The following is a 24,279-nucleotide window of genomic DNA, read 5'->3' on the forward strand; positions in this document are numbered from 1 at the left end:
CGCTGCGGCTTACCCGCCGCCCGGGCGGCTAACCCCGTCGCCCGGCGGCTGATCCGCGCCGCGACGGCACGACCGGGACGTTCGGGCTTCGACGTCGACCATCGCCGCCGGCAGGAGTCGTCCGCGCGGTGGCGGGTAGATCCCGAGCGACGCTGACGGAGAGGGGAACGGGATGTCGCAGCCGGACGAAAGTCGGGAGAAGACCCCCAAGACCGACGCGGTGCTCATGCACCCGGACAACGACCCACACCGGAACACCGCGGAGGTCGCGCCCCGCAAGGAGCACGCGGAGATCCAGGTGGAGCGCGACGGTGAGCTGGTGCCGCTGGACCAGGACGACTGAGCCCCTCCGTGACCCGGTGCGGTTCAGTGGGGCGGCAGGTCGCCGGCGAAACCGGCGATCCGCCGCGCCAGCGGGGTGCTCGCGCGGACCCAGGAGAAGTGGTCCAGGGCGGCACCGGCCTGCGCCGCCGTGTAACGCTCCCGGGTGAGCGGGGCGGCGGTGAGCTTCGCGCAGAGGTCGTCCATCGTCTCGTGCGGGGTGTACTGGTCGTCGTCCACACTGACCGCCAGCACCGGTGTACGCACCGCGCGTACCGCCGCCTCGGTGTCCGTACCGTCGAGCCGGGGAAAACGGCCGGTCCGCGCGGTGTACGCCCAGTCGCGGATCACGCCGCGTGCCTGCCGCCCGCCGAAACCCCAACCCGGCCAGACCCCGAGCAGGGCCGCGGTGGCGGCGATCCCCTGGGTGTACGGCAGCACACCGAGGCCGCGCAGCCCTGGGTAGCTCCGCCAGTACGGGATGCCGACCGCGATCAGCGCCAACGCGTCCACCTCGTCGGCGCCGTGCAGGGCTAGGTGCAGCAGTGCGGCCTGGCCGCCGAGCGAGTGCCCGACCAGCAGCCGGTTACGCCCGTCCAGCCGTGGCTTGAGCGCGCCCAGCACGGCGCCGACGTCGTCGGCCAACTCGGCGTAGCCGTAGCGGTCGGCCCGGCTCGGCGTCGGGGTGCTCGCCCCGTTCCCGCGCAGGTCGGCGACGACCACGGCCAGCCCGGCGGCGCGCAGCTCGGTCGCGAAGGGCCGGTAGTAGCGGGCCCGCACACCCATCGCGGGCCAGATCACGACCACCGGCGCGCCCGTCGTGCCCACCGGCTCCGGGTAGACCTGCACACCCAACCGGCCGCCGTCGACGTCGACGAACTCCTGCGCGTACCCCGGGTCTGCGTCCACCGGCCCAGCCTACGGCTCCGGCGTTACCGGCGGGTAGCCGACGGCGCTCGGACGCGACGGAGGGCCCCGCCGTGGCGGAGCCCTCCGGTTGGCGACGGGTCAGGAGACGGAGATCGTCCCGTTTCCGGCGCGGACGCAGGCCACCGCGCGGGCGCTTGTGGAGGCCGCCCCGCTCAGGCACTGGCCGAGCACCTGGTGCCCGGTGGCGTTCGGGTGCCACGACTCCTGGCAGGTCTGGAAGTAGCTGACGCAGGTGTTGGCGATCCGCTGGATGGCGATCTTGTCCTTGCCGGCGAGGCTGGTGACGAAGGTGCCGCTCGCGCCGTCCTGCAACCGGATCGGCGTGGCCAGCGAACCCGTCGGGCTGCTCGTCTGCTCGCACAGCCGGGCGCCGTTGAAGGCCTGCTGCACGTTCAGGTACACCAGGTCGTCGGCGGGGAACTCGGCGGCCAGGGTGTCCCGCGTGGACTTCACGATGGCGCCCAGGGCCTGCGAGAAGCGGTGGCCCGGCGCCAGGCTGGCGCGGTGGATCGGGCAGCCGCCCGCGTACCGCTCGGCACCGAGGTCACGGAACTTGTCCCGGGTGTCGTCCCGGCCGTCCTCCTCGTAGTACGCCGGGTTCAGGTCCAGCGGCAGCGGGTTCGTGTAGTCCTGGAACACCACCCGGTGCTGCCCGTCCGGGTCGATCTGGTCCAGAGTGGTCAGCACCTGGCGGACGGCGGCGGTGGTCTCGGCGGTCGCGGCGCTGATCTGCGCGGCGGTGGCCAGGTCGGCGTCGCTGCACGGCTTCTGCTCGACCGGGCCGTTCAGGTACGCCCAGAACTCCCACCAGCCGGTCCACGCGTCGGCGATGAACCGGTTGGCGCACTTCTCCGCGACGCTGCCGAAGGTGAACGAGCTGTTGTTGGAACCCAGGCCGATCAGCACCAGGTCGATGTCCTGGGTCTGCGCGACGGCGCGGAGCTGGTCGAGCTGCGAGGCCACCGTACGGCCGTTGGTCCGCGCCTGCGAGGCGGTCGCGATGTCGTGCGGCTGGCCACCGGAGCAGGCCAGATTGAACCGGTTCTGGATGCCCGGCAGGTTGGCCTGGTTGAGCGAGGCGTTCGCCGAGCGGTGGCAGAAGAACGCGTTGTTGTTCGCGGCAGTCCAGCCGGGGAAGCCCTGGGCGACGCCGTTGACGTCGACCACAGGGGTGTACGCCCCGGCGCCCTCACCGCTGATGAAGCTGTCCCCGAGCGCCACCGCGGCGGTGGGTAGCGCGGCGGACGCGGGTGCGGGCAGCGCGACGGCTGTCGACAGCGCGGCCAGGGCGATCGTTAGTCCCGCGGCGAGCGCGGTACGGCGGAACCTGGGCATGGGGCCCCCATCCATCGAAAGATGAAAGATTCTCTGAGAGCGCGATCAGATCACCCTCGTGCAACGGGCGTCAATGGCCCGTAACAGAATCGTTCGATGAAAGACACGTGGCTCACTCCGGTCGCTTTCCGAAGCCGTGCGCCCCAACCGACCGTGATCGTGCCTTGCGTTGCGTGCTCCCGTGCTCACCGGCTGACTGTTCGCTGGCTCACGTCCGGCGGCTGCCGCGCGGCGGGTCGCGTAGGTCCTCCGGGAGTTGTCCTAGCCTCGGGCTAGGCTCGCTGCGGCGCGCCACGCCGGCTGATGTCGCCGGTGACCGGCAGCACACAGCCGAGACCGGGGAGTACGACCAGTTGACCGCAGAGCCTGACACCCTGTACGGGGCCGATGACCTCACCCACCTTGAGGGGCTGGACGCCGTCCGTAAGCGGCCCGGCATGTACATCGGCTCCACCGACAGCCGTGGCGTGGGTCACCTCGTCAACGAGATCCTCGACAACTCCACCGACGAGGGTGTCGCCGGCCACGCCAGCTCCGTCGAGGTGATCCTGCACACCGACGGCTCGGTGCAGGTCGACGACGACGGCCGGGGCATCCCCACCGATGTGCACGCCAAATCCGGCATCTCCGGGGTCGAGCTGGTGCTCACCCGGCTGCACGCCGGCGGCAAGTTCGGCGGCTCCGGTTACAAGACCTCCGGCGGCCTGCACGGCGTCGGCGCCTCGGCGGTCAACGCGCTGTCCCGACGGTTCGACGTGACCGTCCGCCGAGCCGGCAAGATCCACACGATGTCGTTTCGGCACGGCGTCCCGGGCGTCTTCGACGGCCCCGGACCGGACGCGCCCTTCACCGCCGGCCCCGGCCTCCAGGTCAGCGGCGCCATGAAGCGCAACCAGCGCACCGGCACCTCGATCCGCTGGTGGCACGACGCCCGCTACTTCGAGACCGGCGCCGCGCTCGACGTGGACGCGGTCCGCACCAAGCTGCGCAACACCGCGTTCCTGGTCCCCGGCGTGACCTACCTGCTGCGGGACCTGACCGGCGAGGCGCCCGCCGAGGAGCGGTTCCACTACCCCAACGGGCTCAGCGACATGGTGGAGTTCCTGGCGCCGGCAGGTGACCGGCCCGTCTCCGGCACCCTGCTGGTCAACGGCGAGGGGACCTACCGGGAGAACGCCGCCGACGCCAACGGTGTCATGCAGTCGAACGTGCAGCGGCGCGCCGAGGTCGAGGTGGCGTTCCGCTGGGGCACCGGCTACGAACGCACTGTCGAGTGCTTCACCAACACGATCCGCAACGCGCACGGCGGCACCCACCGCAAGGGCTTCGAGCGCGCCCTCGTGCGCGCCCTCGCCGACGCGGTCCGCAACACCCGCGGCCTGCTCAAGGCCAAGGAAGAGCCGCCCCTGCTGGACGACGTCCTGGAGGGGATGACAGCAGTGGTGCACGTGCGCATCCCCGAGCCGCAGTTCACCTCGCAGACCAAGGACGAGCTCTCCACCCCCGGGATCACCAAGGTGCTCCAGGGCCTTGTCGACGCGCACGTCAAGGCCTGGCTGGAGGACCGGCGCACCAAGGCCGAGGCCCGCACCGTCCTGCAGAAGATCGTCGACGCCGCCCGGGTGCGGCTCACCCAGAAACAACAGAAGGACGCCGCCCGGCGCAAGACCGCCCTGGAGGGCGCGTCGATGCCACCCAAGCTCGTCGACTGCCGGGCCACCGGCGTCGAACGCAGTGAGCTGTTCATCGTCGAGGGTGACAGCGCCCTCGGGACGAGCAGAATGGCACGATCGTCGGAATACCAGGCGCTCCTGCCGATCCGGGGCAAGATCCTCAACGTGCAGAAGGCCAACCTCCAGCAGGTGCTGGACAATGCCGAGTGCGCCGCGATCGTCCAGGTCCTCGGTGCCGGCTCGGGGCGTACGTTCGACCTGTCCGCGCTGCGCTACGGCCGCGTGCTGATCATGGCCGACGCCGACGTGGACGGCGCGCACATCCGTACCCTGCTGATCACTCTCTTCGCCCGGTACATGCGGCCGCTCATCGAGTCCGGTCGGCTCTACGCCGCGATGCCGCCCCTGCACAAGATCACCACCAGGGGGCGCAACCCGCAGACCGTCTACACCTACACCCAGGCCGAGATGGAGACGACGGTCCGCAAGCTGGAAAAGGCCGGCAAGCAGATCGTCACGCCCATCCCGCGGTTCAAGGGTCTCGGTGAGATGGACGCCGACGAGTTGTGGGACACCACGATGAACCCGGCCACCCGGGCCGTCCGCCGGATCACCCTCGACGACGTCGACGCCGCCGAACGCATCCTCGAACTGCTGATGGGCGAGAAGGTCGAGCCGCGCCGCAACTGGTTGATCGACTCGGCCGACCGGGTCGACCGGGAAGCGATCGACGCGTGAGCGCCCGTTCCGTTCCACTTCCAGTTCCCGTGGAGAGCTGAGTCATGGCACGCCGTAAGGAAAACAAGGTCGATCTCTCCTCGTTCGACCAGGCCGGCGCGCGGGTCTTCGACAACCCGCTGGTCACCGAGGTCTCCGACTCCTACCTGGAGTACGCGTTCTCGGTCATCCACTCCCGCGCCCTGCCCGACGCGCGCGACGGCCTCAAGCCCGTGCACCGGCGCATCCTCTGGTCGATGTACGAGCAGGGCTACCGCCCGGATCGCGGGCACGTGAAGTCTGCCCGAATTGTCGGGGATACAATGGGAAAGTATCATCCACATGGTGATACGGCCATTTATGACGCGATGGTCCGCCTCGCGCAGGACTTCTCGCTCAACGTGCCACTCATCGACGGACATGGAAATTTTGGGTCCCCAGACGATGGCCCGGCTGCCTCGCGTTACACGGAAGCACGCATGTCGCGCGAGGCCATGCTGCTCGTCGGTGAGCTGGGCGAGGACACCGTCGACGTCGAGCCCAACTACGACGGGTCGCTGACCCAGCCGACAGTGCTGCCGGCCGCCTTCCCCAACCTGCTTGTCAACGGCGCGTCCGGGATCGCGGTCGGGATGGCCACCAACATGATCCCGCACAACCTCGCCGAGGTCGTCTCCGCGGCCCGCTGGCTGATCAACCACCCGGACGCCACCCTGGACAAGCTCATGGAGTTCGTCCCCGGCCCCGACCTGCCCACCGGTGGGGTGCTGCTCGGCCTGGACGAGGTGCGCCGGGCGTACGAGACCGGGCGCGGTGTGGTGCGGATGCGCGGCAAGGTGGAGATCGGCCCGATCGAGGGCAGCCGGGGCCGCCAGGCGATCACAGTGGTCGAGCTGCCCTACGGCGTCGGCGCGGAGAAGGTCATCGCGGCGATCACCAACGAGGTCACCAAGACCAAGCGGCTGACCGGCATCGCCGACGTCAAGGACCTCACCGACCGGGAGAGCGGCACCCGACTCGTCGTCGAGTGCAAGGTCGGGGTCAACCCGCAGGCGTTGCTCGCCGACCTCTACCGGCTGACCCCGCTGGAGCAGTCGTTCGGCGTCAACAACCTGGTCCTGGTCGACGGGCAGCCGCGCACGCTGGGGCTCAAGGCGCTGCTGGAGGTCTTCCTGGCGCACCGGTACGAGGTGGTCACCCGACGCACCTCGTACCGTCGGCGGAAGCGTCAGGAGCGGCTGCACCTGGTCGACGGTCTGCTGATCGCGCTGCTGGACATCGACGAGGTGGTCCGGCTGATCCGGGGCAGCGACGACGCGCAGGCCGCGAAGGACGGGCTGATGAGCCGGTTCGGCCTGTCCGAGATTCAGGCCACCTACATCCTGGACACTCCGTTGCGCCGGCTGACCAAGTTCGACCGGATCGAGCTGGAGACCGAGCAGGAGCGGCTGCGCGCCGAGATCGCCGAGTTGAGCAAGATCCTCGACGACGAGCGGGTGCTCCGGAAGGTGGTCTCCGACGAGCTGGCGGCCGTGGTCAAGCAGTTCAGCACCGAACGGCGGACGACGCTTGTCGACGGTGACCTGAAGGAGGTGTTGGCCGCGTCCGCGCCGGCCGGCCCGCTGGAGGTCGCCGACGACCCGTGCCAGGTGATCCTCTCGGCGACGGGGCTTGTCGCCCGGACCGCGGCCGAGTCGGAGGAGAGCGCCGAGGGGCGTCGGCGCAACGGCCGGGTCAAGCACGACACCGTACGCGCCATCGTGCACTCGACGGCCCGTGGTCGGGTGCTGCTGTTGACCAGCGCCGGTCGGGCGTTCAAGGTCGACGTCCTGCCGCTGCCGGTGTTGCCCGAGCAGGCCGGCACGGTGTCGCTGCGGGGTGGCATGTCCGCGGCCGAGCTGGTGCCGTTGGCGGCGGGGGAGACCGTCGTCGGCCTGGCCCCGCTGGGCGGGCAGGCGGAGGGCTCACCGGGGCTGGCGTTGGGCACCCGGCAGGGCGTGGTGAAGATCTGCGCGCCGGAGTGGCCGGTGCGCTCCGACGAGTTCGAGGTGATCGGCCTGCGCGACGGCGACGAGGTGGTGGGTGCGACCTGGTTGGCCGATGGGACCGAATCGCTGACGTTCGTCACGTCGGAGGCGTCGCTGTTGCGCTTCCCGGCCGGGCTGGTCCGTCCGCAGGGCCTCAAGGGCGGCGGGATGGCCGGCATCAACCTGCCGGCCGGGGCGCGGGTGGCGTTCTTCGGCGGGGTCCGCACCGACGACCCGGGGCACGGCGAGCCGATGGTGGTCACCTCCACCGGGGCGACGGTCAAGGTGACGCCGTTCAAGTCGTACCCGGCGAAGGGTCGGGCGACCGGCGGCGTGCGTGCGCACCGCTTCCTCAAGGGTGAGACGGACGTGGTCGTCGCCTGGGTGGGTCCGCGCCCGGTCGGCGCGACCGGCACCGGTGAGCCGGTGGAGCTGCCGGCGGCGGATCCCCGTCGCGACGGCTCCGGCTTCGCGGTGATGCTCGGCCCAACCGTGGTCGGCCACGTGATCGAACGCGACTGATCTCAACCTGCCGTCCCCGGGGTGTGTCTCGCCCGAGGGATCCGCGCGACTTCCGGGTAGGTGCTGCCTCCGACATGCCGCGGGCGGCATCTACCGGAAGCTGCGCGGATCTTGACGTTCGCACCTCCGCATGATCGCGCTCGATCCTGGAAGTAGTGGCATCACCGACGAGGCGATACCACTCGATCCTGGATGGAGCACGATCATGTGGAGGGAGGCCCCGGGGGCGGTATGGTGAGGGCTCCTGTTGTCGGTGATGGCCTGGGTGCGCCGCCAAGCACCTCTCACATGACCTTTCTTCTGTCCGGCGGAGTCGCCGACGCGGCGTGAGCGCCGCCATCCGGGTCCGGCCGAGGCGCGAGCTGCGTGCCGCCCGCCGACCCCGCCAGCATCGCTGCTGGGGCCACCTGATCGCCGCCCCGCTCTGGCCGCTGCACGGCGCGAACCTGGGCACCCTGCTGCGTACCTGCGACGCGGTCGGTGCCTGCCTGGCAGTGCCGCCGTTTCGGTGGGTGGACGAGGCTCTCGCCCGCGGCAACACCCTGCGCCGGCCGGGTTGTGTCCACCGGGTCGGCAGTCCGCTGCGGTGGCTGGACGCCGAACGGGCCGCCGGTACCCGGATTCTCGGGGTGGAGTTGGCCGACGAGGCCGTCCGACTCGGTGATTTGCCGGCCGCTCGGGGGCGCACCGTGGTGCTGCTCGGGCACGAATCGACAGGCATCCCGCCCGAGGCCCTCGACCACCTGGACGCGGCCGTGGAGATTCCCATGGTCGGGCACGGCCAGAGCCTGAACGTCGCCGTCGCCGGATCGCTGGTCCTCTACAAACTCGCCGGCCTTCTCTAGCCCACCTACGGTGGGGCTTGAGTTCAGGCCACGCCGACCGGGCGGAACTGGACGCTCACCCGGGGGCCGACCGGGCGGGCGGTTTTCGGGACGGCGTGTTCCCAGGTGCGTTGGCAGGAGCCGCCCATCACGATCAGGTCGCCGTGGCCCACCGGGAAGCGCAGGCTGTCGCCGCCGCCACGAGGGCGCAGCAGCAGCGGCCGGGGCGCGCCGAAGGAGACGATCGCGACGACCGTGTCGGTGTGCGCGGAGCGGCCGATGGTGTCGCCGTGCCAGGCCACGCTGTCGCGCCCCGAGCGGTAGAGGCACAGGCCGGCGGTGACGAACGGCTCGCCCAGCTCGGGGGCGTAGTGCCGGGTCAGCGCGGCCCGGGCCTCGGTGAGCACGGGATGCGGCAGTTGCCGGTCGCCGTCATACCAGCAGAGCAGGCGGGGCACGTCGACCTCGCTGTCGTACATGGTGCGCCGCTCGGCCCGCCAGGGGACCTCGGTGAGCAGGGTGTCGAGGACGGCGTCGGAGCCGTGCACCCAGCCGGGGAGGTGGTCGACCCAGGCGCCCCGGCTGAGCCGGTGGCGGCGGACCAGGCCGGGCAGCGGCCCCAGGGTCGGCCCGGCGTCGGCCAGGTCGAGCATCGACGGCTGGTAGGCGGCCTGCGTCATACGGCCACCCTAGCAGCACTTTCGTACACCCGTGCTAGCGACGGACCGTTGGCGGTCGGCCGGGACCGGCGGCGGCGCGTACGGCGTCGAACACCGCGTCCACGACCCGGGACCGGCCCCGCCCGTCGACGGTGGACCAGGCCTGCGCGGCGAGCGTCGCGCGGCGCTGCGGTGAGCTGAGCAGCCCGAGCAGGGTCCGTGCCGCCGCCGCGCGGGCGGCGCGTCCGGCGACGCCGGCGGCCGTCAGCTCCGGCAACTCACCGAGGCCGGCGGCGAGGCCGTGCCGCACCACCCGGGTGTACGACTCGCGTTGGTTGTCGACCACGCACACCAGCGCGGCGGGTGCGCCGAGGCAGCAGAGTTCCCAGGTGGACGTGCCGGCGGCGCTGACCACCAGGTCGGCTTCGGTGATCAGGGCGGGCAGTGAGCTGGTGGGTGGCACCGGCCGGATGATCTGCCCGCGGCCGGGGGCGACGTCCTCGACCTCGGCCTCGATCTCGGGTCGGCCGACGATGACCGTGAGGTCCATCGGATGACCGGTGGCGACGAGCACCCGGGTCAGTACCGGTGCCGCGCCGACCGCGTCGGTGCCGCCGAAGAAGGCCAGCACCCGTGGTCGGCTGACCGTCGTGGCGGGCGGGGGCGCCGCCGGCCGGGCGGAGATCACGGAGTCGCGCAGCAGGGCGTAATCGCTCCCGGCGAGCAGCCGGCCCGGCAGCCCCGGCAGCCCCGGCAGCCCCGGCGGCCCCGGCGACGCCGGCAGCCCTGGCAGCTCCGGCGGCTCCGCCGCGGAACCCAGGCCCGGCAGCTCCGCGCCGAAGTTCTGGTCGAGGTAGAGGTCGGCGACCTGGCCCCGACTGTCCCCGTCGATGACGGCGAGGGTGAACACGCCGGCGGCGCGTAGCGCGCCCGCCCCGGCCGGGTCCAGCTCGTAGGAGTCGAGGACCAGCACGTCGAGGTGGTGTCGGCGGGCCGCCTCGACCAGCTCGGCCGGCGAGTCCGGGCCCGGGTGCAGGGGGATGCCCCGCGCGGCCAGCTCCGCGGTGGCCCAGGGGAGCCGTTCGACGGTGCCGAACACGGCGACGTGGGCGCCTCGGGCGAGGAACTCCTCGGCGAGTGCCAGGCAGCGGACGAGGTGGCCGACGCCCCGCCGGGGGCTGGCGTCGCAGCGCAGCCCGACCCGCGGCGTGCTCAGCACTCCTCCAGCCGCTTCTGTCGGACGTCGGCGTTGAGCGCACGCAGGTGGGGTTGCCCGTGCAGCCAGTCGGCGAGCTTGGCCAGCGGCATGCTGACGTCGCCGAAGTGGTCGACGACCGCGCTGACCAGCGCCCAGTCCCGCTCGGTGTCGAGGGTCAGCCGCAGCGCCGACAGGTCCGGGGTGAGCGTCACCCCGAGCACCCGGAACAGCTCCGGATGGGTGTACGCGTACGAGGTCACGTGCACCCGGTGATGATCGGTGGCGAGCCGGTCCAGGGTGCGCAGCGTCTCCGCCGCGATGATCTCCACGTCCAGGCCGCGGGGCAGGGTGCGGGCGATCGACGTGCTCGCGTAGTCGAGCCCGGGGACCGCCCGGTAGACCGACGCGACCAGGGCGATGATCTCCGGGTCGAGCAGTGGGCAGTCGGCGGTGAACCGCATGACCGCGTCGCCCGGGTACGCCGCGAGCGCACCCACGAATCGGCCCAGCACGTCGTCGACGGGCCCGCGGTGGCACGCCACGCCCAACCGCGCGCACTCGGCCACCACGGCGTCGTCGACGGGGTCCGTGCTGGTCGCGACCACCAGGTCGGCCAGGACGCCGCTGTCGCGTGCGGCGCGCACCACCCGGCCCAGCACGGAACGTCCGGCGAGCGGGCGGAGCACCTTGCCGGGCAGCCGGGACGAACCCATCCGGGCCTGCACGATGCCGATGATCCGGGCTCCCGCGCCGCCCGCCGAGGCCAGCCCGTCCGTCGGAGCCGCGCCGTGCGTCGGGGCCACCCCGTCCGTCGGCGCCACCTCGCGCGTGGGAGGCACCCCGTCGGCCGGTACGCCGGTCACTGCTGCTCCTCCTTCGGGGTGAGCGCGGCGGTGGCCCGGCGCTTGGCGGCGCGGGCGCCCCGCTTGGCCAGCCGGGCCGGGGTGATGGCGAGTCGGCCGACCCGGTAGCTCAACGACCCGCTGAGCAGGCCGATTGTCGTCTCCGCCCTACGCAGCGCCCGTTCCCGTGAGGTGAGCAGCTCCTCGGTCCACGCGGTCAGTGCCGCCAGCCGGGCGAGTTCCTCGCGCTGGCGCAGCCACGCCTCGCGGAGCTGTTGGTAGCTGCGCGCGCCGACCGGCGGGTCGGTGGGTGTGACGGCGTGCAGCTCGGTGGCGAGGTGGATCCTGCCGTCGGTGTCCAGCCCGTGCAGCGCCGCGGCGATCGCCGCCTCGGCCTCCACCGCCTCGGCGACCGTCGCGCGGTTCAGGTCGTGGCCGGCGAGGCCGCCGAGCACCACGGTGAGGCCGGCGACGTCGAGGGTGGACGGCCACGGGTGGGCGTACCCGCCGGTGAGCAGGGCCGTCGCGAAGCGCCACAGCCCGCGGGCCAGCACCACGTCGGCGGGCAGCGCTTCGGTGGCCCGCCAGCTCGGGTCGAGCACCGCGTACCGCTCGCCGTCGACGACCACGTTGTCGGCGCTGGCGAGCGCCGCCGCGCCGGGGATCCGGCCGTCGGTGTCGGCCTGGTCGGCGAGCCAGCCCGCGTACCCGTGCAGCAGCGTGCGCAGGGTGGCCAGGTCGCGGCGCAGGGCCGCGTCGAGCAGCAGGGTACGCAGCAGTCGGCCGGCCGGCACCGGCCCGGACAGCGCGCCGGCGTCCCGGTACGCGGCCTCGCGGCTGGCGAACGGCGCGGCGGCCGGCAGGTCCGTTTCGGTGGTCGCGATCCGCCCCCACCGCCATCCCGACGGGCCGTGCAGCACCTCCAGCACACCGACCCCGGGCCGCCCGGTCTGCACGAGCACCACCGGCAGGTCCCGGTCGACGGCCGGTGGGGTGGCTTCCGCCGGGTCGGCGGGCCGGTGGGCGAGCACCAGCCAACCCGGCGCGAGGTCGGCGGCACGGCCGGCGTGCAGCGCGTCCACCGCCAGCCGGGACGGGTCCTGGAGCACGGTGTCGCTCGGGAAACCGGCGCACGCGCCGTGCAGCACCGCGTCGAAGAGCCCGGAGCCGGTGTCGGAGTCGAGGTGGTCGGCGTCGAGCAGCGCCGTCGGGGCGTCGGCGTCGGCGTACGCGGCCCAGCACGCGCCCGGCCGCAGCCCCGCCGCGGTGAGCCGCTCGCGGAGCTGGTCCCGGTTGGCCGGGTGGGTCCGGTCGAGGACCCCGCCGATCGTCCACGCGGAATCGTCCCGGCCGGCGTACCAGGGGGTGGTGGCGACGAGTCGGTGCAGGCCGAGCGGGTTGTCCACGCGCAGCACCAGCGCGCCACCCGGACGCAGGGCGGCGACCAGTCGCGCCAGCACGCCGTCCCAACCGAGGCGGGCGCCCTCCACCGACTCCACCGGGTCCAGCCCGGCCGCGGCGATCACCACGTCGTACGTCTCGTCGTCGGGCAACCCGGCCGGCCCACCCACCACCAGGTGGGCGGCCCGCTGGGCGAGCGCGACCGCGTCCGGGTGGCTGCGCAGCAGGCCTGTCACCTCGGCGTGGCCGAGCTGGTCGAGCAGGGCCGGATCGTGTGGCCCGGCCACCAGCACCCGGGCGCCGGGCGGCACGAGCCGGGCGGCCAGCGCGGCGACGGGTCCACCGTCGGCCAGGCGCTGCCGCGGCAGGTCGGACCAGGCCAGCATCTCGCCGCCGGGAAGGGTCATCCGGCCGGCGGATGCCGTCTCAGTCGTCACTGTGGTCCTCTTCCTCCTGGAGGTTCGCCCAACCGAGCAGCTCCCGCAGCTCTGCCGGCGTGCAGCGGTGGTCGGTGCCCAGCTCGGCGCGGGCGATCTCGACCGCGGTGGGCATGTCGACCTCGGTGCCGTGCAGTTGCGGCCACTGCCGCCGGATGCGGGCCGTCCCGCCGAAGGTCGGGTCCTCGTTGGACAGGATCATCGGGTCGCCGTAGACCGCCGGTTCGCAGCCGGCCGCGATGCCGTAGAAGATCGCACTGGTCAGCCGGTTGGATGCTACCCGGCGGTGCCGACGCAGCTCGGTCAACTGCTTGTCGAGGAACTCCGGGTCGGTGTCCTTCCACCAGTGTCCCCGGTAGCCGTGGCAGATCACCCGGAAGCCGGCGCGCTCGTAGAGCCGGCGGACCTTGCGCATCCGGTACTCGTGCCAGTAGAGGCAGACGGTGACCGGGCCGGGCTCGGTGTCCTGGATCAGCGCGATCAACTTCCGGTGGTCGCCCTTGACGTGCTGGCCCTCCCACCCGTGGAACGGATACCAGATGGTGCCCTCCCGCTCCTCCGCCGGCGGGTCCTCGGGGCGCAGGGCCAGCAGGTAGGCGAACGGCGCGCCGATGACGACCACGTTGCGCCGCCCCACCGACCAGGCCCGCCGGCGGGTCTGTTCCGACCAGAGCAGGCTCGGGGCGCGCTCGGCGTACGGGTGACCGGGCGCCAGGCCGTCGCCGATGTTCCAGCCGTGCTGCACGTACCCGTTGATCCGCGGTGGGTGCCGGTCGCCGAGACCGGCGTAGCGGGCCAGCACGTGCGCGTGGCCGTAGAAGTGGTTGGCGTGGTGCATCAGGTTCCCATCAGGCGGCGGAACGCACCGAGCCGACCCGCAGGGCCGCGGTCAGCGCGTCGATGACGCGATCCTGCTCGGCGTCGCTGAGCCCCGGGTAGAGCGGCAGGGACAACTGCTGGGAGTAGAACGACTCGGCCACCGGGCAGGACCCGCGCCGGTAGCCGAGGTCGGCGAAGGCCGGATGCCAGTGCACCGGAAGGTAGTTGACCTGGACGCCGATGCCGGCGGCGCGCATCCGGTCGTACACCTCGCGGCGACGCCCGTCGAGCACGCGGATCGGGTAGAGGTGCCAGGCCGGCTCCGCCCAGGACCGCCGGGTCGGCCGGAGTACGCCGTCCAGGTCGGCCAGTGCCTCGTCGTAGCGGGCGACCAGGGCGGCGCGTCGGGCCTTGAACTCGCCGAGCCGGCGCAGTTGGCTGCGGCCCAGGGCGCAGAGCACGTCCGGCAGGCGGTAGTTCAGCCCGAACTCGTGCACCTCCTGGTGCCAGCCGCCCTCGTCGCCGAAGCGCAGCTCGTCGCGTTCGCGGACCACCCCGACGCCACGGAAGCGGCGGGCCCGCGTGAGGAGCCGCGGGTCCAGCGCGGCGACGGCGCCGCCCTCGGCGGTGGTCAGGTTCTTGGTGGGGAAGAACGAGAACGTGGTCAGGTCGGCGAGTGAGCCGACCGGCCGACCGTGGTACGTCCCGCCGATCGAGTGCGCCGCGTCGGCCAGGAGCAACGCGTCGCTGCCCGCGACCGAAGCGCGCAGCGCGTCGTAGTCGGCGGGGTGACCGGCGTAGTCGACCGCGGCGACGACAGTCGTCCGCGAGGTGACGGCGGCGGCGGCCGCGGCCGGGTCGAGGCAGAACGTCTCGTCGTCGACGTCGGCGAACACGATCGTCGCGCCGAGGGCTACCGCGCTGCTGGCGGTCGCCACGAACGTCATCGGCGGGACCACCACCTCGTCGCCCGGTCCCACCCCGGCGGCCGCGTACGCCACGTGCAGGGCCGCGGTGCCGTTGGCGACGGCGGCGACTCCGACCCCGCCCGTCCACCGGGCGAGGTCGGCCTCGAAGGCGTCGACCTGCGGGCCGGTGGTGAGCCAGTCGCCGCGCAGCACGTCGGCGACGGCGGCGATGTCGTCCTCGGTGATCGAGTGTCGGCCGTACGGGAGCATCCCCGTCATGCGGTGAGGCCGAGCATGTCGCGCAGCTGCTCGACGGTGAGCCACTCGTCGTTGGTGTCCGACTGGTAGGCGAAGCCGTCCGGCACCGGGTCGCAGTCGACCGGCGGCTGGTAGCCCCAGGTCGCGATCGTCGGCTGGACGATGAACCGGCCGTCGGCGCGCAGCGTCCGGCGGCTGTCGTCGGGCGCGATCATCTCCTCGTGCAGTTTCTCGCCCGGCCGGATCCCGATCTCGTGGGTGGTGGCGTCCGGGGCCACGGCCTCGACCAGGTCGAGGATGCGCATGCTCGGGATGCGGGGCACGAACAACTCGCCGCCCTGCATCTGGTCGAACGAGTCCATGACGAACTGCACGGCCTGGTCGAGCGTGATCCAGAAACGGGTCATCCGCTTGTCGGTGATCGGCAGGCTCTTGCCCTCGGCGGCCAGCCGGCGGAACAGCGGGACGACCGAGCCGCGGCTACCCACCACGTTGCCGTAGCGCACCACGGCGAACCGGGTGGGGTGCTGGGCGGCGTAGTGGTTGGCCGAGACGAACAGCTTGTCGCCGACCAGCTTCGTCGCGCCGTACAGGTTGATCGGGCTGGACGCCTTGTCGGTGGAGAGCGCGATGACCTTCCGGACGCCGGCCTCGATCGCGGCGTCGACGACGTGCTGGGAACCGGTGATGTTCGTGGCGATGTACTCGGAGGGGTTGTACTCCGCGGTGTCCACCTGCTTGAGCGCGGCGGCGTGCACCACGTGGTCGACGCCGTGCATGGCCCGGGTGAGGCGGTGCCGGTCCCGGATGTCGCCGATGAACCACCGCAACCGGGGGTCGTCGCCGAGTTGCTGGCGCAGCTCGTACTGCTTGAGTTCGTCGCGGGAGAACACGACCACGCGGGCGGGGTCGGCCTCGGTGAGGATGTGCCGGAGGAAGGTCCTGCCGAAGGAACCCGTTCCCCCGGTGATCAGAATGGACGATCCATTCAACTCACTCAATGTGGTGCTCCCGTGATCGTGGATGAACGGGCGGCCCTCGGCCGGCCGACCGGGGTGAGACGCTAACCATGGCGGGTTAACTCCCCGACGCTCGCGGGTGAACCGCGCCCCCTGCTCCTGTGAATGCCGAGCACCGCGTAGGCAAACACTTCCGGTCGGCCCGTAACCGGCCTGACCAGGCCGGATCGGGCCGCTACAGTGACCGCGCGAGTGACCCGGCAGCCCGGTTTGCGGCCGGTCGCGCGTTCACCCGACATCCGCATCGGCTCGGTGCGAGCGGGTCATCCCACGCGTCACCGGCGCCGGCCGACAGGCCCGGCCGGTCCACGCGGGGACCGGTCCGGCCGGCAGTTCTGGAGGCGTTCATGGCATCCGGTAGCGACGTGATCGACCGGCCGGCGGCGCCGGCGCGGACACCGGACCCCGCACCCGCGCGGCGCTGGCTGGTGCCGCTGCTGCTCGTCGTCGGCTGGGTGCTCAGCGTCGCCTGGCGGATGTGGCTGTCCCGGCACATCGTGCTGCCGATCGCGCACACCGACGAGGACAGCTACCTGAACACCGCCCGCGCGCTGGCCGGCGGGCCGGGCGGCTTCAGCAGTGAGAACGACCTGCTGCGCCGGGTCGGCTACCCGATGCTCATCTCGCCGGCGTTCCTCGGGGACCGGGACTTCAGCGACAGCTACCGGATCGTCCAGCTGATCAACGCGATGGTGAACTCGACGCTGTTGCCGTTGGCGTACCTGCTCGGTCGCCGCCTGCTCGGACTGCGCCGCTCGTACGCGCTGCTCGGCGCGGTCGCGGCGGCGACCCTGCCGGCCACCGCCTTCTACGCGGGCATCGCGATGATCGACACGGTGATGGCCCCGCTCGTCGTCGCCTGGCTGCTCGCCGTGCACCGCTGGATCTCCCGGCCCGGCCCGCTCGCCGCCGCCACCGTCGGCCTGCTGGTCGGCGGGTTCCACCTGCTGCACTCGCGCGGCCTGGTGATCGTGGCGGTGCACGCCGGACTGGTCCTGCTGCTGCTCGTCCGCCGCCGGATCGGCCCGCCCGCGGTGCTCGCCGCGCTGCTGCCGGTGCTCGCCATGGCGCTCGTCAACGCCGCCGCCATCCGCTACCTCGGCGACAGGGTCTACCTGCTCGGCAGCACCCCCGGCGGCGGCACGGTCGAGGCGGTCGCCTCCGTCCAGGGCGTGGTCCGCGTCGGCGCGGGCGTCGCCACCCAGCTCTGGTACCTCGTGGTGATCACGTTCGGGATGGCGGGAGTGGCCTGGGCCGCCGCCGTGCGCGAACTGTGGCGTCCACGGCACGGCGACGCCGCCCGCTGGACGATGGGCGTGGCGCTCGTGGTGACCGTCGGGGTGGCCGGCGGGGCGTCGGTGATCCTGGCGGGCATCACCGGCAAGCCGCTGGACGCGATCTACGGCCGCTACGTGCAGATGCTGGCGCCGTTCTGGCTGCTGGTCGGGCTCGGGGTGCTGCTCACCGCCGGGCGCCGGGTGGTGCTGCGCCGGGCGGCCGTCGCGGTGGCCCTGCTGGTCGGCGGCGGTGCGCTGATCGCCGTCCGCCTCGCGTACGTGGCCAGCCAGGGCCACCGGTTGCGCTACGGCGGTTTCAGCGCGCCGGACCTGGCGGCGTTGACCGGGGGCTGGCGGGAGATGCGCCCGGTGCTCGGGTCACTCGTCGGGATCGGCGGCTGCCTGCTGCTCGTCGCCGCCGCGCTGGTGCCCCGACTGCGGTTGCCGATGTTCGGCGTGCTCGTCGTGGCCAACCTCGTCGCCATGCAGGTGATCGAGCACCGCGTCGTGCGGCCCGCCGTCGCGAGCACCGCGCCGACGCCCCGGGTCGCCGACGTCGGCGTGCGCCCCGGCGAGCGGGTCTGGGCCTCGACCGGCGTGCACTACGCCCTGCGGTTCAACCTGAGCCACCAGGTGACCTGGACCGACGTCCGGTGGTTCGGCGAGCAGCCGCCGGCCGCGGCGCAGGTGGTCTTCGCCCGCTGGGCGCCCGGCCAGCCAGACGACTGGGACGGCGCCGCGTACGGCTTCGTCCGGCTCGGCGGCAACCCGGCGCAGCACTGGGCGGCCTGGCGGCGGGCCTGACCCCGGTGGACACCGCTAGTCGTGAACGGCGGATGTCCACCGGGAACACCATCGGTTAATGATTCGGGACCATGACCCGAATGAGTACGACAATCAGCGTTGGCGGCGGTCGGCCCGAGCCAGGGAAATCGGGATGACGGTGATTTCCCGACCGTCGGACAACTCCTGTCTCGGGGTGCCCTCGACGAATCGGAAACGCCGGTTCATCTGTCGTACGACGGTATTGTGCCCGAGCACCTCGCCGTCGAGTCGGTCCAGGTGCAGCCCGTCGAAGGCGTACTCGACGGCCTCCCGCATGACCCCCAGCCAGGCGGGCAGCGTCTCGTCCCGCCCGGCCAGCCCGTCGGCGTCCAGATAGAAGCCCCACGCACCGGTGCGAGGACCGTCGAACCGCAGGTCGAAGAAGGTGACGACGCCACAGGGCCGGTCGTCGCGGACGTACACCAGCACCCGCCGGGACCTGTCGTCGCGGACCGCCGACCACCACTGGTCGTGCTCGTCGGCGGTGATTTCGTGGCTGGTCTTGCTGACCTGACGGTTCGTTTCCTGATTACGCCAGGACAACATCAGGTGAACGTCGTCCGCCGTCGCTTCGCGCAGCACGTGCGTCTCGCTTTCCTAGCTGTTCACGTCCGGTCGGAGCACCTTACCCGGGCGCACCGGGAAAGCAGATATGCATTCGTTGGGTTGTAGACTGCGCCGCATGAACGAATTGAGTCGCGCGCAGATCCGCGACCTCATGGCTCAGGTGCTGAAGAACCAGGACAAGGAGCTGCCCGCGGACGACGCGGCGCAGTTGCGGGAGATCGGGTTCCGGTCGCTCGACTTCTCCGAGTTGGCCCTGCGGGTGGAGGACGAGACGGGGGAGGAGCTCAACTTCGACGCCCCCGGCCTACGCCGCATCGCCACCGTCGGAGACGTCCTCGACTTCCTCGTCGAGCTTCAACACCAGTGACCGTCGCGACCGCGCGCGACACGGCACCCACGCCCCGGGAGCCGGCGGGCGCCGACAACCGGATCGTCGTCGGTGGCACCGCGCTGACCTGGCGGGCACTGCCCACGCCGACGCTGCCCGACCCGGCCGCGGTGCTCGCCCACCGTGGCGTGCACGCGCTCACCGCCGCTCGGCAGCACGCCGTGCACGGCACCGAGCTACTGCTCAGCACCGCGAGTCGGGTCGACACGGCGATGCGCGCGGAGTTGCGGGAGGCCGGGTTCACCGTCGGCGTCCTCGACGACGACGGAGCACACCCGAGCGCGACGGCCCGGCCCCGCGCCCCCGAGGCCGGCCGGCTGTGGCTGCTGACCTCGGGCTCGACGGGGCGTCCCAAGCGGGTCGGGCACACCCTCGACACGCTGACCACCGTGCGGGCCGAGCAGCCCGACCGGACCTGGCTCTGCCCGTACGCGCCCGGCACGTACGCCTGGTGGCAGGTGGTCACCCTGTCGCTGACCCAGCCCGGTCAGCACCTCGTGGTGGTCGAGCCCGACGAGTTGGACGACTGGCCCGGCATCGCCGCCGAGTACGGGGTCGACGCCGCCTCCGGCACACCGACCTTCTGGCGGCGCACCCTCTACCGCGATGCCGCCGCGCTGGCCCGGGTGCCCCTGCGCCAGATCACCCTCGGCGGGGAGCCGGTGGACCAGGCGATCCTGGACCAGCTCCGGGACGTGTTCCCCTCGGCGCGGATCTCCTGGATCTACGCCTCGTCGGAGGTGGGAGCGTCAATTGTGGTGCACGACGGGCGCGCCGGCTTCCCGGTCGACTGGCTGGACCGGGACACCCCGGGCCGGCCCACGCTCTCCGTCCGCGACGACGAGCTGGTGGTCACCTCCCCGCACCACGGGGCCGGGCTTTCCGGCCCGATCCACACCGGGGACCGGGCGCAGGTGCTCGACGACCGGGTGCTGATCACCGGCCGCCTCGACTCCGACGAGATCAACGTCGGCGGCAGCAAGGTCTCCGCGGGCGTGGTCCGCGCGGTGCTGGCCGGGCATCCGGCGGTGGCCTGGGCCCGGGTGACCGGCCGCCGCGCCCCGGTGCTCGGCCGGATGGTGGTCGCCGAGGTGGTCCTCAGTCCCACCGACTCCACCGGCCCGCCTTCGGTCGGCACCGGTGTGCCCGACGAGGCCGCGCTTGTCCGCTGGTGCGCGGACCGGCTTCCCGAGCACGCGGTGCCCCGCCGGATCCGCGTGCTCACCGACATTCCCGTCAAGGAGACCCTGAAGAGCGATGTCTGATCCCGCCGTCACCCCGCTCGTCCCGCCCAGCACGGTGGTCCTCGTCTCCGGCGGTTCCCGGGGCCTGGGCCTGGCCATCGTCACCGACCTGCTCGACGCCGGCGTACGGGTGGCGGCGTTCGCCCGTACCGTCACGCCGGAGTTGGCGAAACTCGCCGCCGAACACCCCGACCGGGTGCACGTCGGTTCGGTGGACGTCACCGACCTGCGGGCCGCGCAGAGCTTCGTCCGCGAGGTGGAGCAACGCCTCGGCCCCATCGACGGCATCGTCAACAACGCCGCCGTCGGGCAGGACTCGTTGCACGTGCACACCGCCACCGACGACATCGCCCGGATCATCGAGACCAACCTGACCGCCCCGTTGCAGCTGACCCGGCTGGTGGTCCGCCGGATGCTCGGCAAGGGCATGCGCGGGCGGATCGTCAACATCACCTCGATCTGCGGGCAGCGCGGTTTTCCGGGCCTGGTCGCGTACTCCGCCACCAAGGGCGGCATGGACGCCGCCACCCGCTCGCTCGCCCGGGAGTTGGGCGGCCGGATGCTCGTCAACTCGGTCGCTCCCGGCTTCTTCGCCTCGGAGATGTCCGCCGTGCTCGGCCCGACCCAGCTCGACCAGATCGTGCGCCGCACCCCGACCGGTCACCTGACCGAGCCGGCGGAGGTCACGCCCGTGGTGCGGATGCTGCTGCGGGAGCACACGAACATCAACGGCCAGGTCATCGTGGTGGACGGTGCCGCCGCCATCTGACCTGGACCGGCAGCTCCGGCCCCGTCCGGTGCCGGGGCTGCTGGCCGTCGCCGAACGACACCTGCGCATCGGTGCTCCCGCCGCCCTGACCGACGCGGTGACCCGCAGTCACCTGGACGACGGACGCTGCGTCGGCTGGTACGGCCCGCGGACGCCGGGGTGGCGGGTGGCCATCGACGCGGAACGGGCCGACGCCCCGGTGCCCCCGGCGCTGGCCCGCAGGTTCGGCGTTGAGGACTTCTGGGCGCGGTGGACCCGCGCCGAGTGCTGCTGCAAGCTGACCAACGTGCCGGTGGCGGCGTGGTGGCGTCGGCACGGATTGAGTACGCCGGCCGACGGGTCCGCGGTCTGGCGGACCCTCTGGCTGGCCGACCTGGTGGTCACCGTCGGCTTCGTGCCCGACGATCGGGGTGCTGCTGTCGGTCGTCGCTCCCTGTAGAGCTGCCCCATGTGTGGGACGTCGCCCGTCGTTGCGTTTCCGGACGGGGTAGGTGCTGTTGACGGGGTGGGTGCTGGTGGTGGTGGCTGCGTCCTGTAGAGCTGCCCCACGTGTGGGGCGTCGCCCGCCGTGGTGTCCCCGACCCGGGCTCGCGGTGGCCGGCTGCCCGTGCCCCACATCTGGGGCAGCTCTACAGGCGCTCAGGGGAGTGCACCGGGCCGGGCCGCACCCACTCGGCGACCCGGCCTCGGACGACGGTCAGACGACGGTCAGATGAGATCCCAGCTCAGGGGAGTGCCGCGGGAGACGTCGGTGGTGAAGGTGCGGCCCAACACCCGGTCGATCTCCACGGGGGGCAGGCCGCCGGCCGGCCGGATCGAGCGCACGTTCTGCGTGGACACCTGGTCACCGGCGCGCACGTCCTCGACCACGAAGAGCGAGCGGCGGAACCGCAGTCCCTCCCGCTCGGCCGGGGTCGGGCCGATCGCGGTGCCACCCAGCGCCTCGTACGCCCGGCCGGACTCGGCGACGAGCGCCGTCAGCTCCGCAGGGTTCAGCGAGAAGTCCGAGTCCACGCCGCCGTCGGCACGATCCAGCGTGACGTGCTTCTCGATGAAACAGGCGCCGAGCGCCACCGAGGCGACCGCCACCCCGATGCCGGGCGTGTGGTCGGAGAGCCCGACCGGCACGTCGAACGCGCCAGCCAGCACCGGCAGCCGGCGCAGGTTGCTGTCGGCCGGCGGCGCCGGGTAGGACGCGGTGCAGGCCAGCAGGACGATGCCCGCCGCGCCCCCGTCCCGGGCGGTGCGTACCGCGGCGTCGATCTCGGCGACCGTCGCCATCCCCGTGGAGATCACCATCGGCTTGCCGGTGCTGGCCACGAGCCGGATCAGCGGCAGGTCGACAAGCTCCGAAGATGCGATCTTGTACGCCGGCGCGTCCAGCGACTCCAGCAGCTCCACGGCGGTCGCGTCGAACGGTGACGAGAAGACGGTCAGCCCACGCTCGCGGGCCCGCTCGAAGATCGGCGCGTGCCACTCGTACGGGGTGTGCGCCCGCTCGTAGAGGCGGTACAGGTTCTCCCCGCCCCACAACTCGTGCCCGGTGGAGATCCGGAACGCCGGGGTGTCGACGTCGATCGTGATCGTGTCGGGCCGGTACGTCTGGAGCTTCAGCGCGTGCGCCCCGCTCTCGGCCACCGCGTCGACGATGGCCAGCGCCCGGTTCAGATCACCGTTGTGGTTGCCGGACATCTCGGCCACCACGAACGGTCGCTCCCCGGCACCGACCAGGTGCGGTCCGATCTTGACTGTCGCCGTCATTCCGACCTCTGCTCAGGTTTGCCCGCACCCGCGTGCGGTGGTGCCGCTGTCGTCGTCCACCCGGCGGGCGGACGACCTGGAAAACCGGTGCGCCGGGAGTCGCTCCGGCTCCCGGCGTGGTGTGCGGTGGTCACGGCAGGCGGCTCCCGGCAAGCGCGTCGCGCCGATCCGCGGTGATCCCGCCGTCCCGCGTCGTCGCGACGTCCGCCCCTCGCCCCGGGTCCTCGTCGGCGTTCACCGGGCTGGCCGCGGTGCCGACGCCACCCGCCGGGGCGCCGCGGCGCAGACGACCGGCGACCCGGTGCGCCTGGCGCAGCGCCGAGTACGCCAGCCAGTCACCGCGCCCGACGAGGCGGTGCTTGAGCCCGGTCACGCCGGTGGGCAGCGGATAGCCGCCGGTGGGCCGGTACCGGCGGTAGTGCGCGGCGGCCCGGCGGAAGAAGTCCCGCCGCAGGTGCGGGTGCAGCCGGTCGTCGTTGCCCACCACCACCAGGTAGTGGCTGATCATCAGCTGGAACAACTCGGCCCGCAACAGCTCGTCGGGGTGCCTGCGGGCGACCCAGTCCAACAGGCGCTCGTACTGGGCGAACGCGTCGAAGTGCCGGCCACTGCGGGTGGAGGTGATCGCGCCGTGCCGGCCCTGCCGGTACAGGTAGCAGACCCGGTCCAGCACGGAGATCTTCTCCGCGCCGATCAGCAGCGGGTGGCTGAACGGGATGTCCTCGTACCAGCCGGGGAAGAACCGCAGCTCCAACTGGTCCAGGAAGTCCCTGCGGACCACCTTGTTCCAGGCGGTGTGCTGCACCCGCAGCAGGTGCGGCTGGTCGTCGAGGCGGGTCACGTCGGCGATCCCGCGCAGCAGGTGACTGCTCGCGTCGACCTCCCGCCGGCCGTCCTCGTGCACCCGCAGGTGATCCAGCATCAGCACGTCGGGCTGGTGCTGGCGCAGCCGGTCCAGCACCGCCGGGATCGTGCCGGGCGGCACCCAGTCGTCGCTGTCGATGAACCAGACGTACCGGCCGGTGGCCACGTCGAGCCCCGCGTTGCGGGCCAGACCCAGACCCACGTTGCTGCTCAGGTGCACGACGCGGACCCGGTCGTGGCCGGCGGCGTACGAGCGGAGCATCTCGCCGCAGCCGTCCGGGGAGGCGTCGTCGACGGCGATCAACTCGACCGCGTCCGACTCGCCGGCCGGGATGTCGGCCCGGATCGACTCGAGGCACTGGTACAGGTACGCCTCGACGCCGTACACGGGCACGACGATGCTCAGCAGCGGTGCGTGCGTCGGCTCATTGACCACGCCCGCCACCTTCGACGACCCGGGTGGCCGGCCCCGGAACCGCACGTGACCGCCGATGGTGGAGTCGCTGAACTCCCACCCAGCGGAAGGTTAACGCCGCCCGCCCCACCACGCCCGGGACCGGTGGGACTCGTCCGGTTCACCCGGGAGTGACCCGGTAGGGTGCCCCGGGTGCGGCCCCGCCGGGCCGTCGCGGGCGTCGCCGCCGGGCCGTCCACGCCGTGCCGAGGAGGATACGAACGTGCTGGTGACCCTGCC

Annotated in this window: 21 protein-coding genes; 9 read left to right on the forward strand and 12 right to left on the reverse strand. The window is 72.5% G+C overall.

What is annotated here, in order from left to right; genetic code table 11:
- The first annotated feature begins 172 nt into the window (after positions 1-172).
- Positions 173-343, forward strand: a complete 171-nt coding sequence (locus ACGFH8_RS15240) for a hypothetical protein (RefSeq protein WP_393367388.1) — start codon at positions 173-175, stop codon at positions 341-343.
- A gap of 23 nt (positions 344-366) precedes the next feature.
- Here the strand turns inward: ACGFH8_RS15240 and ACGFH8_RS15245 are convergent, their stop codons facing one another.
- Both ACGFH8_RS15245 and ACGFH8_RS15250 read right to left on the reverse strand, forming a co-directional pair.
- The gene (locus ACGFH8_RS15245; protein ID WP_393367389.1) at positions 367-1,230 is read right to left on the reverse strand and encodes an alpha/beta fold hydrolase; all 864 of its coding nucleotides are present in this window, start codon (positions 1,228-1,230) and stop codon (positions 367-369) included.
- A gap of 99 nt (positions 1,231-1,329) precedes the next feature.
- Positions 1,330-2,586, reverse strand: coding sequence for a hypothetical protein (locus ACGFH8_RS15250; RefSeq protein ID WP_393367390.1), 1,257 nt, complete (start codon positions 2,584-2,586; stop codon positions 1,330-1,332).
- Positions 2,587-2,939: 353 nt separating this feature from the next.
- Here ACGFH8_RS15250 and ACGFH8_RS15255 point away from each other — a divergent pair, with 353 nt between their 5' ends.
- From ACGFH8_RS15255 to ACGFH8_RS15265, 3 genes are all read left to right on the forward strand, one after another.
- Positions 2,940-4,997: a type IIA DNA topoisomerase subunit B gene (locus ACGFH8_RS15255; RefSeq protein ID WP_393367391.1), complete on the forward strand. Its 2,058-nt coding sequence runs from the start codon at positions 2,940-2,942 to the stop codon at positions 4,995-4,997.
- Positions 4,998-5,041: 44 nt separating this feature from the next.
- Entirely contained in the window at positions 5,042-7,525 is a 2,484-nt protein-coding gene (locus ACGFH8_RS15260) for a DNA topoisomerase (ATP-hydrolyzing) subunit A (protein ID WP_393367392.1), read from the forward strand.
- A 326-nt stretch (positions 7,526-7,851) separates the two neighbouring features.
- Complete coding sequence (locus ACGFH8_RS15265) at positions 7,852-8,370, forward strand: TrmH family RNA methyltransferase (RefSeq protein ID WP_393367393.1); 519 nt, start codon at positions 7,852-7,854, stop codon at positions 8,368-8,370.
- A gap of 23 nt (positions 8,371-8,393) precedes the next feature.
- Here ACGFH8_RS15265 and ACGFH8_RS15270 read toward each other — a convergent pair whose 3' ends face one another.
- From ACGFH8_RS15270 to pseB, 7 genes are all read right to left on the reverse strand, one after another.
- Positions 8,394-9,029 carry an alpha-ketoglutarate-dependent dioxygenase AlkB gene (locus ACGFH8_RS15270; RefSeq protein WP_393367394.1) on the reverse strand — a complete coding sequence of 212 codons (636 nt, stop codon included), beginning with the start codon at positions 9,027-9,029 and terminating at the stop codon, positions 8,394-8,396.
- Between the two features lie 34 nt (positions 9,030-9,063).
- Positions 9,064-10,224, reverse strand: coding sequence for a PseG/SpsG family protein (locus ACGFH8_RS15275; protein ID WP_393367952.1), 1,161 nt, complete (start codon positions 10,222-10,224; stop codon positions 9,064-9,066).
- Positions 10,221-10,973, reverse strand: a complete 753-nt coding sequence (locus tag ACGFH8_RS15280) for a cytidylyltransferase domain-containing protein (RefSeq protein WP_393367953.1) — start codon at positions 10,971-10,973, stop codon at positions 10,221-10,223. The genes ACGFH8_RS15275 and ACGFH8_RS15280 overlap by 4 nt, the downstream gene beginning before the upstream one ends.
- Positions 10,974-11,065: 92 nt before the next feature.
- Positions 11,066-12,886, reverse strand: a complete 1,821-nt coding sequence (locus ACGFH8_RS15285; RefSeq protein ID WP_393367395.1) for a class I SAM-dependent methyltransferase — start codon at positions 12,884-12,886, stop codon at positions 11,066-11,068.
- Complete coding sequence (locus tag ACGFH8_RS15290) at positions 12,876-13,724, reverse strand: hypothetical protein (protein ID WP_393367396.1); 849 nt, start codon at positions 13,722-13,724, stop codon at positions 12,876-12,878. Before ACGFH8_RS15290 ends, ACGFH8_RS15285 begins: the two co-directional genes overlap by 11 nt.
- A 10-nt stretch (positions 13,725-13,734) precedes the next feature.
- Positions 13,735-14,892 carry a DegT/DnrJ/EryC1/StrS family aminotransferase gene (locus tag ACGFH8_RS15295; protein WP_393367397.1) on the reverse strand — a complete coding sequence of 386 codons (1,158 nt, stop codon included), beginning with the start codon at positions 14,890-14,892 and terminating at the stop codon, positions 13,735-13,737.
- Entirely contained in the window at positions 14,889-15,872 is a 984-nt protein-coding gene (gene pseB / locus ACGFH8_RS15300) for a UDP-N-acetylglucosamine 4,6-dehydratase (inverting) (protein ID WP_393367398.1), read from the reverse strand. Before pseB ends, ACGFH8_RS15295 begins: the two co-directional genes overlap by 4 nt.
- Before the next feature lie 365 nt (positions 15,873-16,237).
- Here pseB and ACGFH8_RS15305 point away from each other — a divergent pair, with 365 nt between their 5' ends.
- Positions 16,238-17,971: a hypothetical protein gene (locus ACGFH8_RS15305; protein WP_393367399.1), complete on the forward strand. Its 1,734-nt coding sequence runs from the start codon at positions 16,238-16,240 to the stop codon at positions 17,969-17,971.
- Positions 17,972-18,064: 93 nt separating this feature from the next.
- On the opposite strand, the gene ACGFH8_RS15310 is transcribed toward ACGFH8_RS15305, so the two are convergent.
- Positions 18,065-18,574 carry a GNAT family N-acetyltransferase gene (locus tag ACGFH8_RS15310; protein WP_393367400.1) on the reverse strand — a complete coding sequence of 170 codons (510 nt, stop codon included), beginning with the start codon at positions 18,572-18,574 and terminating at the stop codon, positions 18,065-18,067.
- 100 nt (positions 18,575-18,674) lie between these two features.
- On the opposite strand from ACGFH8_RS15310, the gene ACGFH8_RS15315 reads away from it, so the two are divergent.
- The 4 genes from ACGFH8_RS15315 to ACGFH8_RS15330 are packed head-to-tail and all read left to right on the forward strand — an operon-like array spanning position 18,675 to position 21,399.
- Positions 18,675-18,926, forward strand: coding sequence for an acyl carrier protein (locus ACGFH8_RS15315; protein ID WP_091401397.1), 252 nt, complete (start codon positions 18,675-18,677; stop codon positions 18,924-18,926).
- Positions 18,923-20,212 carry an AMP-binding protein gene (locus ACGFH8_RS15320; protein WP_393367401.1) on the forward strand — a complete coding sequence of 430 codons (1,290 nt, stop codon included), beginning with the start codon at positions 18,923-18,925 and terminating at the stop codon, positions 20,210-20,212. Before ACGFH8_RS15315 ends, ACGFH8_RS15320 begins: the two co-directional genes overlap by 4 nt.
- A complete protein-coding gene (locus tag ACGFH8_RS15325; protein ID WP_357569970.1) occupies positions 20,205-20,960 on the forward strand; it encodes an SDR family NAD(P)-dependent oxidoreductase in 756 nt (251 codons plus the stop codon). The genes ACGFH8_RS15320 and ACGFH8_RS15325 overlap by 8 nt, the downstream gene beginning before the upstream one ends.
- Positions 20,944-21,399, forward strand: coding sequence for a hypothetical protein (locus tag ACGFH8_RS15330; RefSeq protein WP_393367402.1), 456 nt, complete (start codon positions 20,944-20,946; stop codon positions 21,397-21,399). The genes ACGFH8_RS15325 and ACGFH8_RS15330 overlap by 17 nt, the downstream gene beginning before the upstream one ends.
- Before the next feature lie 269 nt (positions 21,400-21,668).
- On the opposite strand, the gene pseI is transcribed toward ACGFH8_RS15330, so the two are convergent.
- Positions 21,669-22,721, reverse strand: coding sequence for a pseudaminic acid synthase (pseI, locus tag ACGFH8_RS15335; protein ID WP_393367403.1), 1,053 nt, complete (start codon positions 22,719-22,721; stop codon positions 21,669-21,671).
- A 130-nt stretch (positions 22,722-22,851) separates the two neighbouring features.
- Entirely contained in the window at positions 22,852-24,021 is a 1,170-nt protein-coding gene (locus ACGFH8_RS15340; RefSeq protein ID WP_393367404.1) for a glycosyltransferase family 2 protein, read from the reverse strand.
- Positions 24,022-24,279: the final 258 nt, after the last annotated feature.

The sequence above is a fragment of the Micromonospora sp. NPDC049175 genome (assembly GCF_043197345.1).
Classification (GTDB): domain Bacteria; phylum Actinomycetota; class Actinomycetes; order Mycobacteriales; family Micromonosporaceae; genus Micromonospora.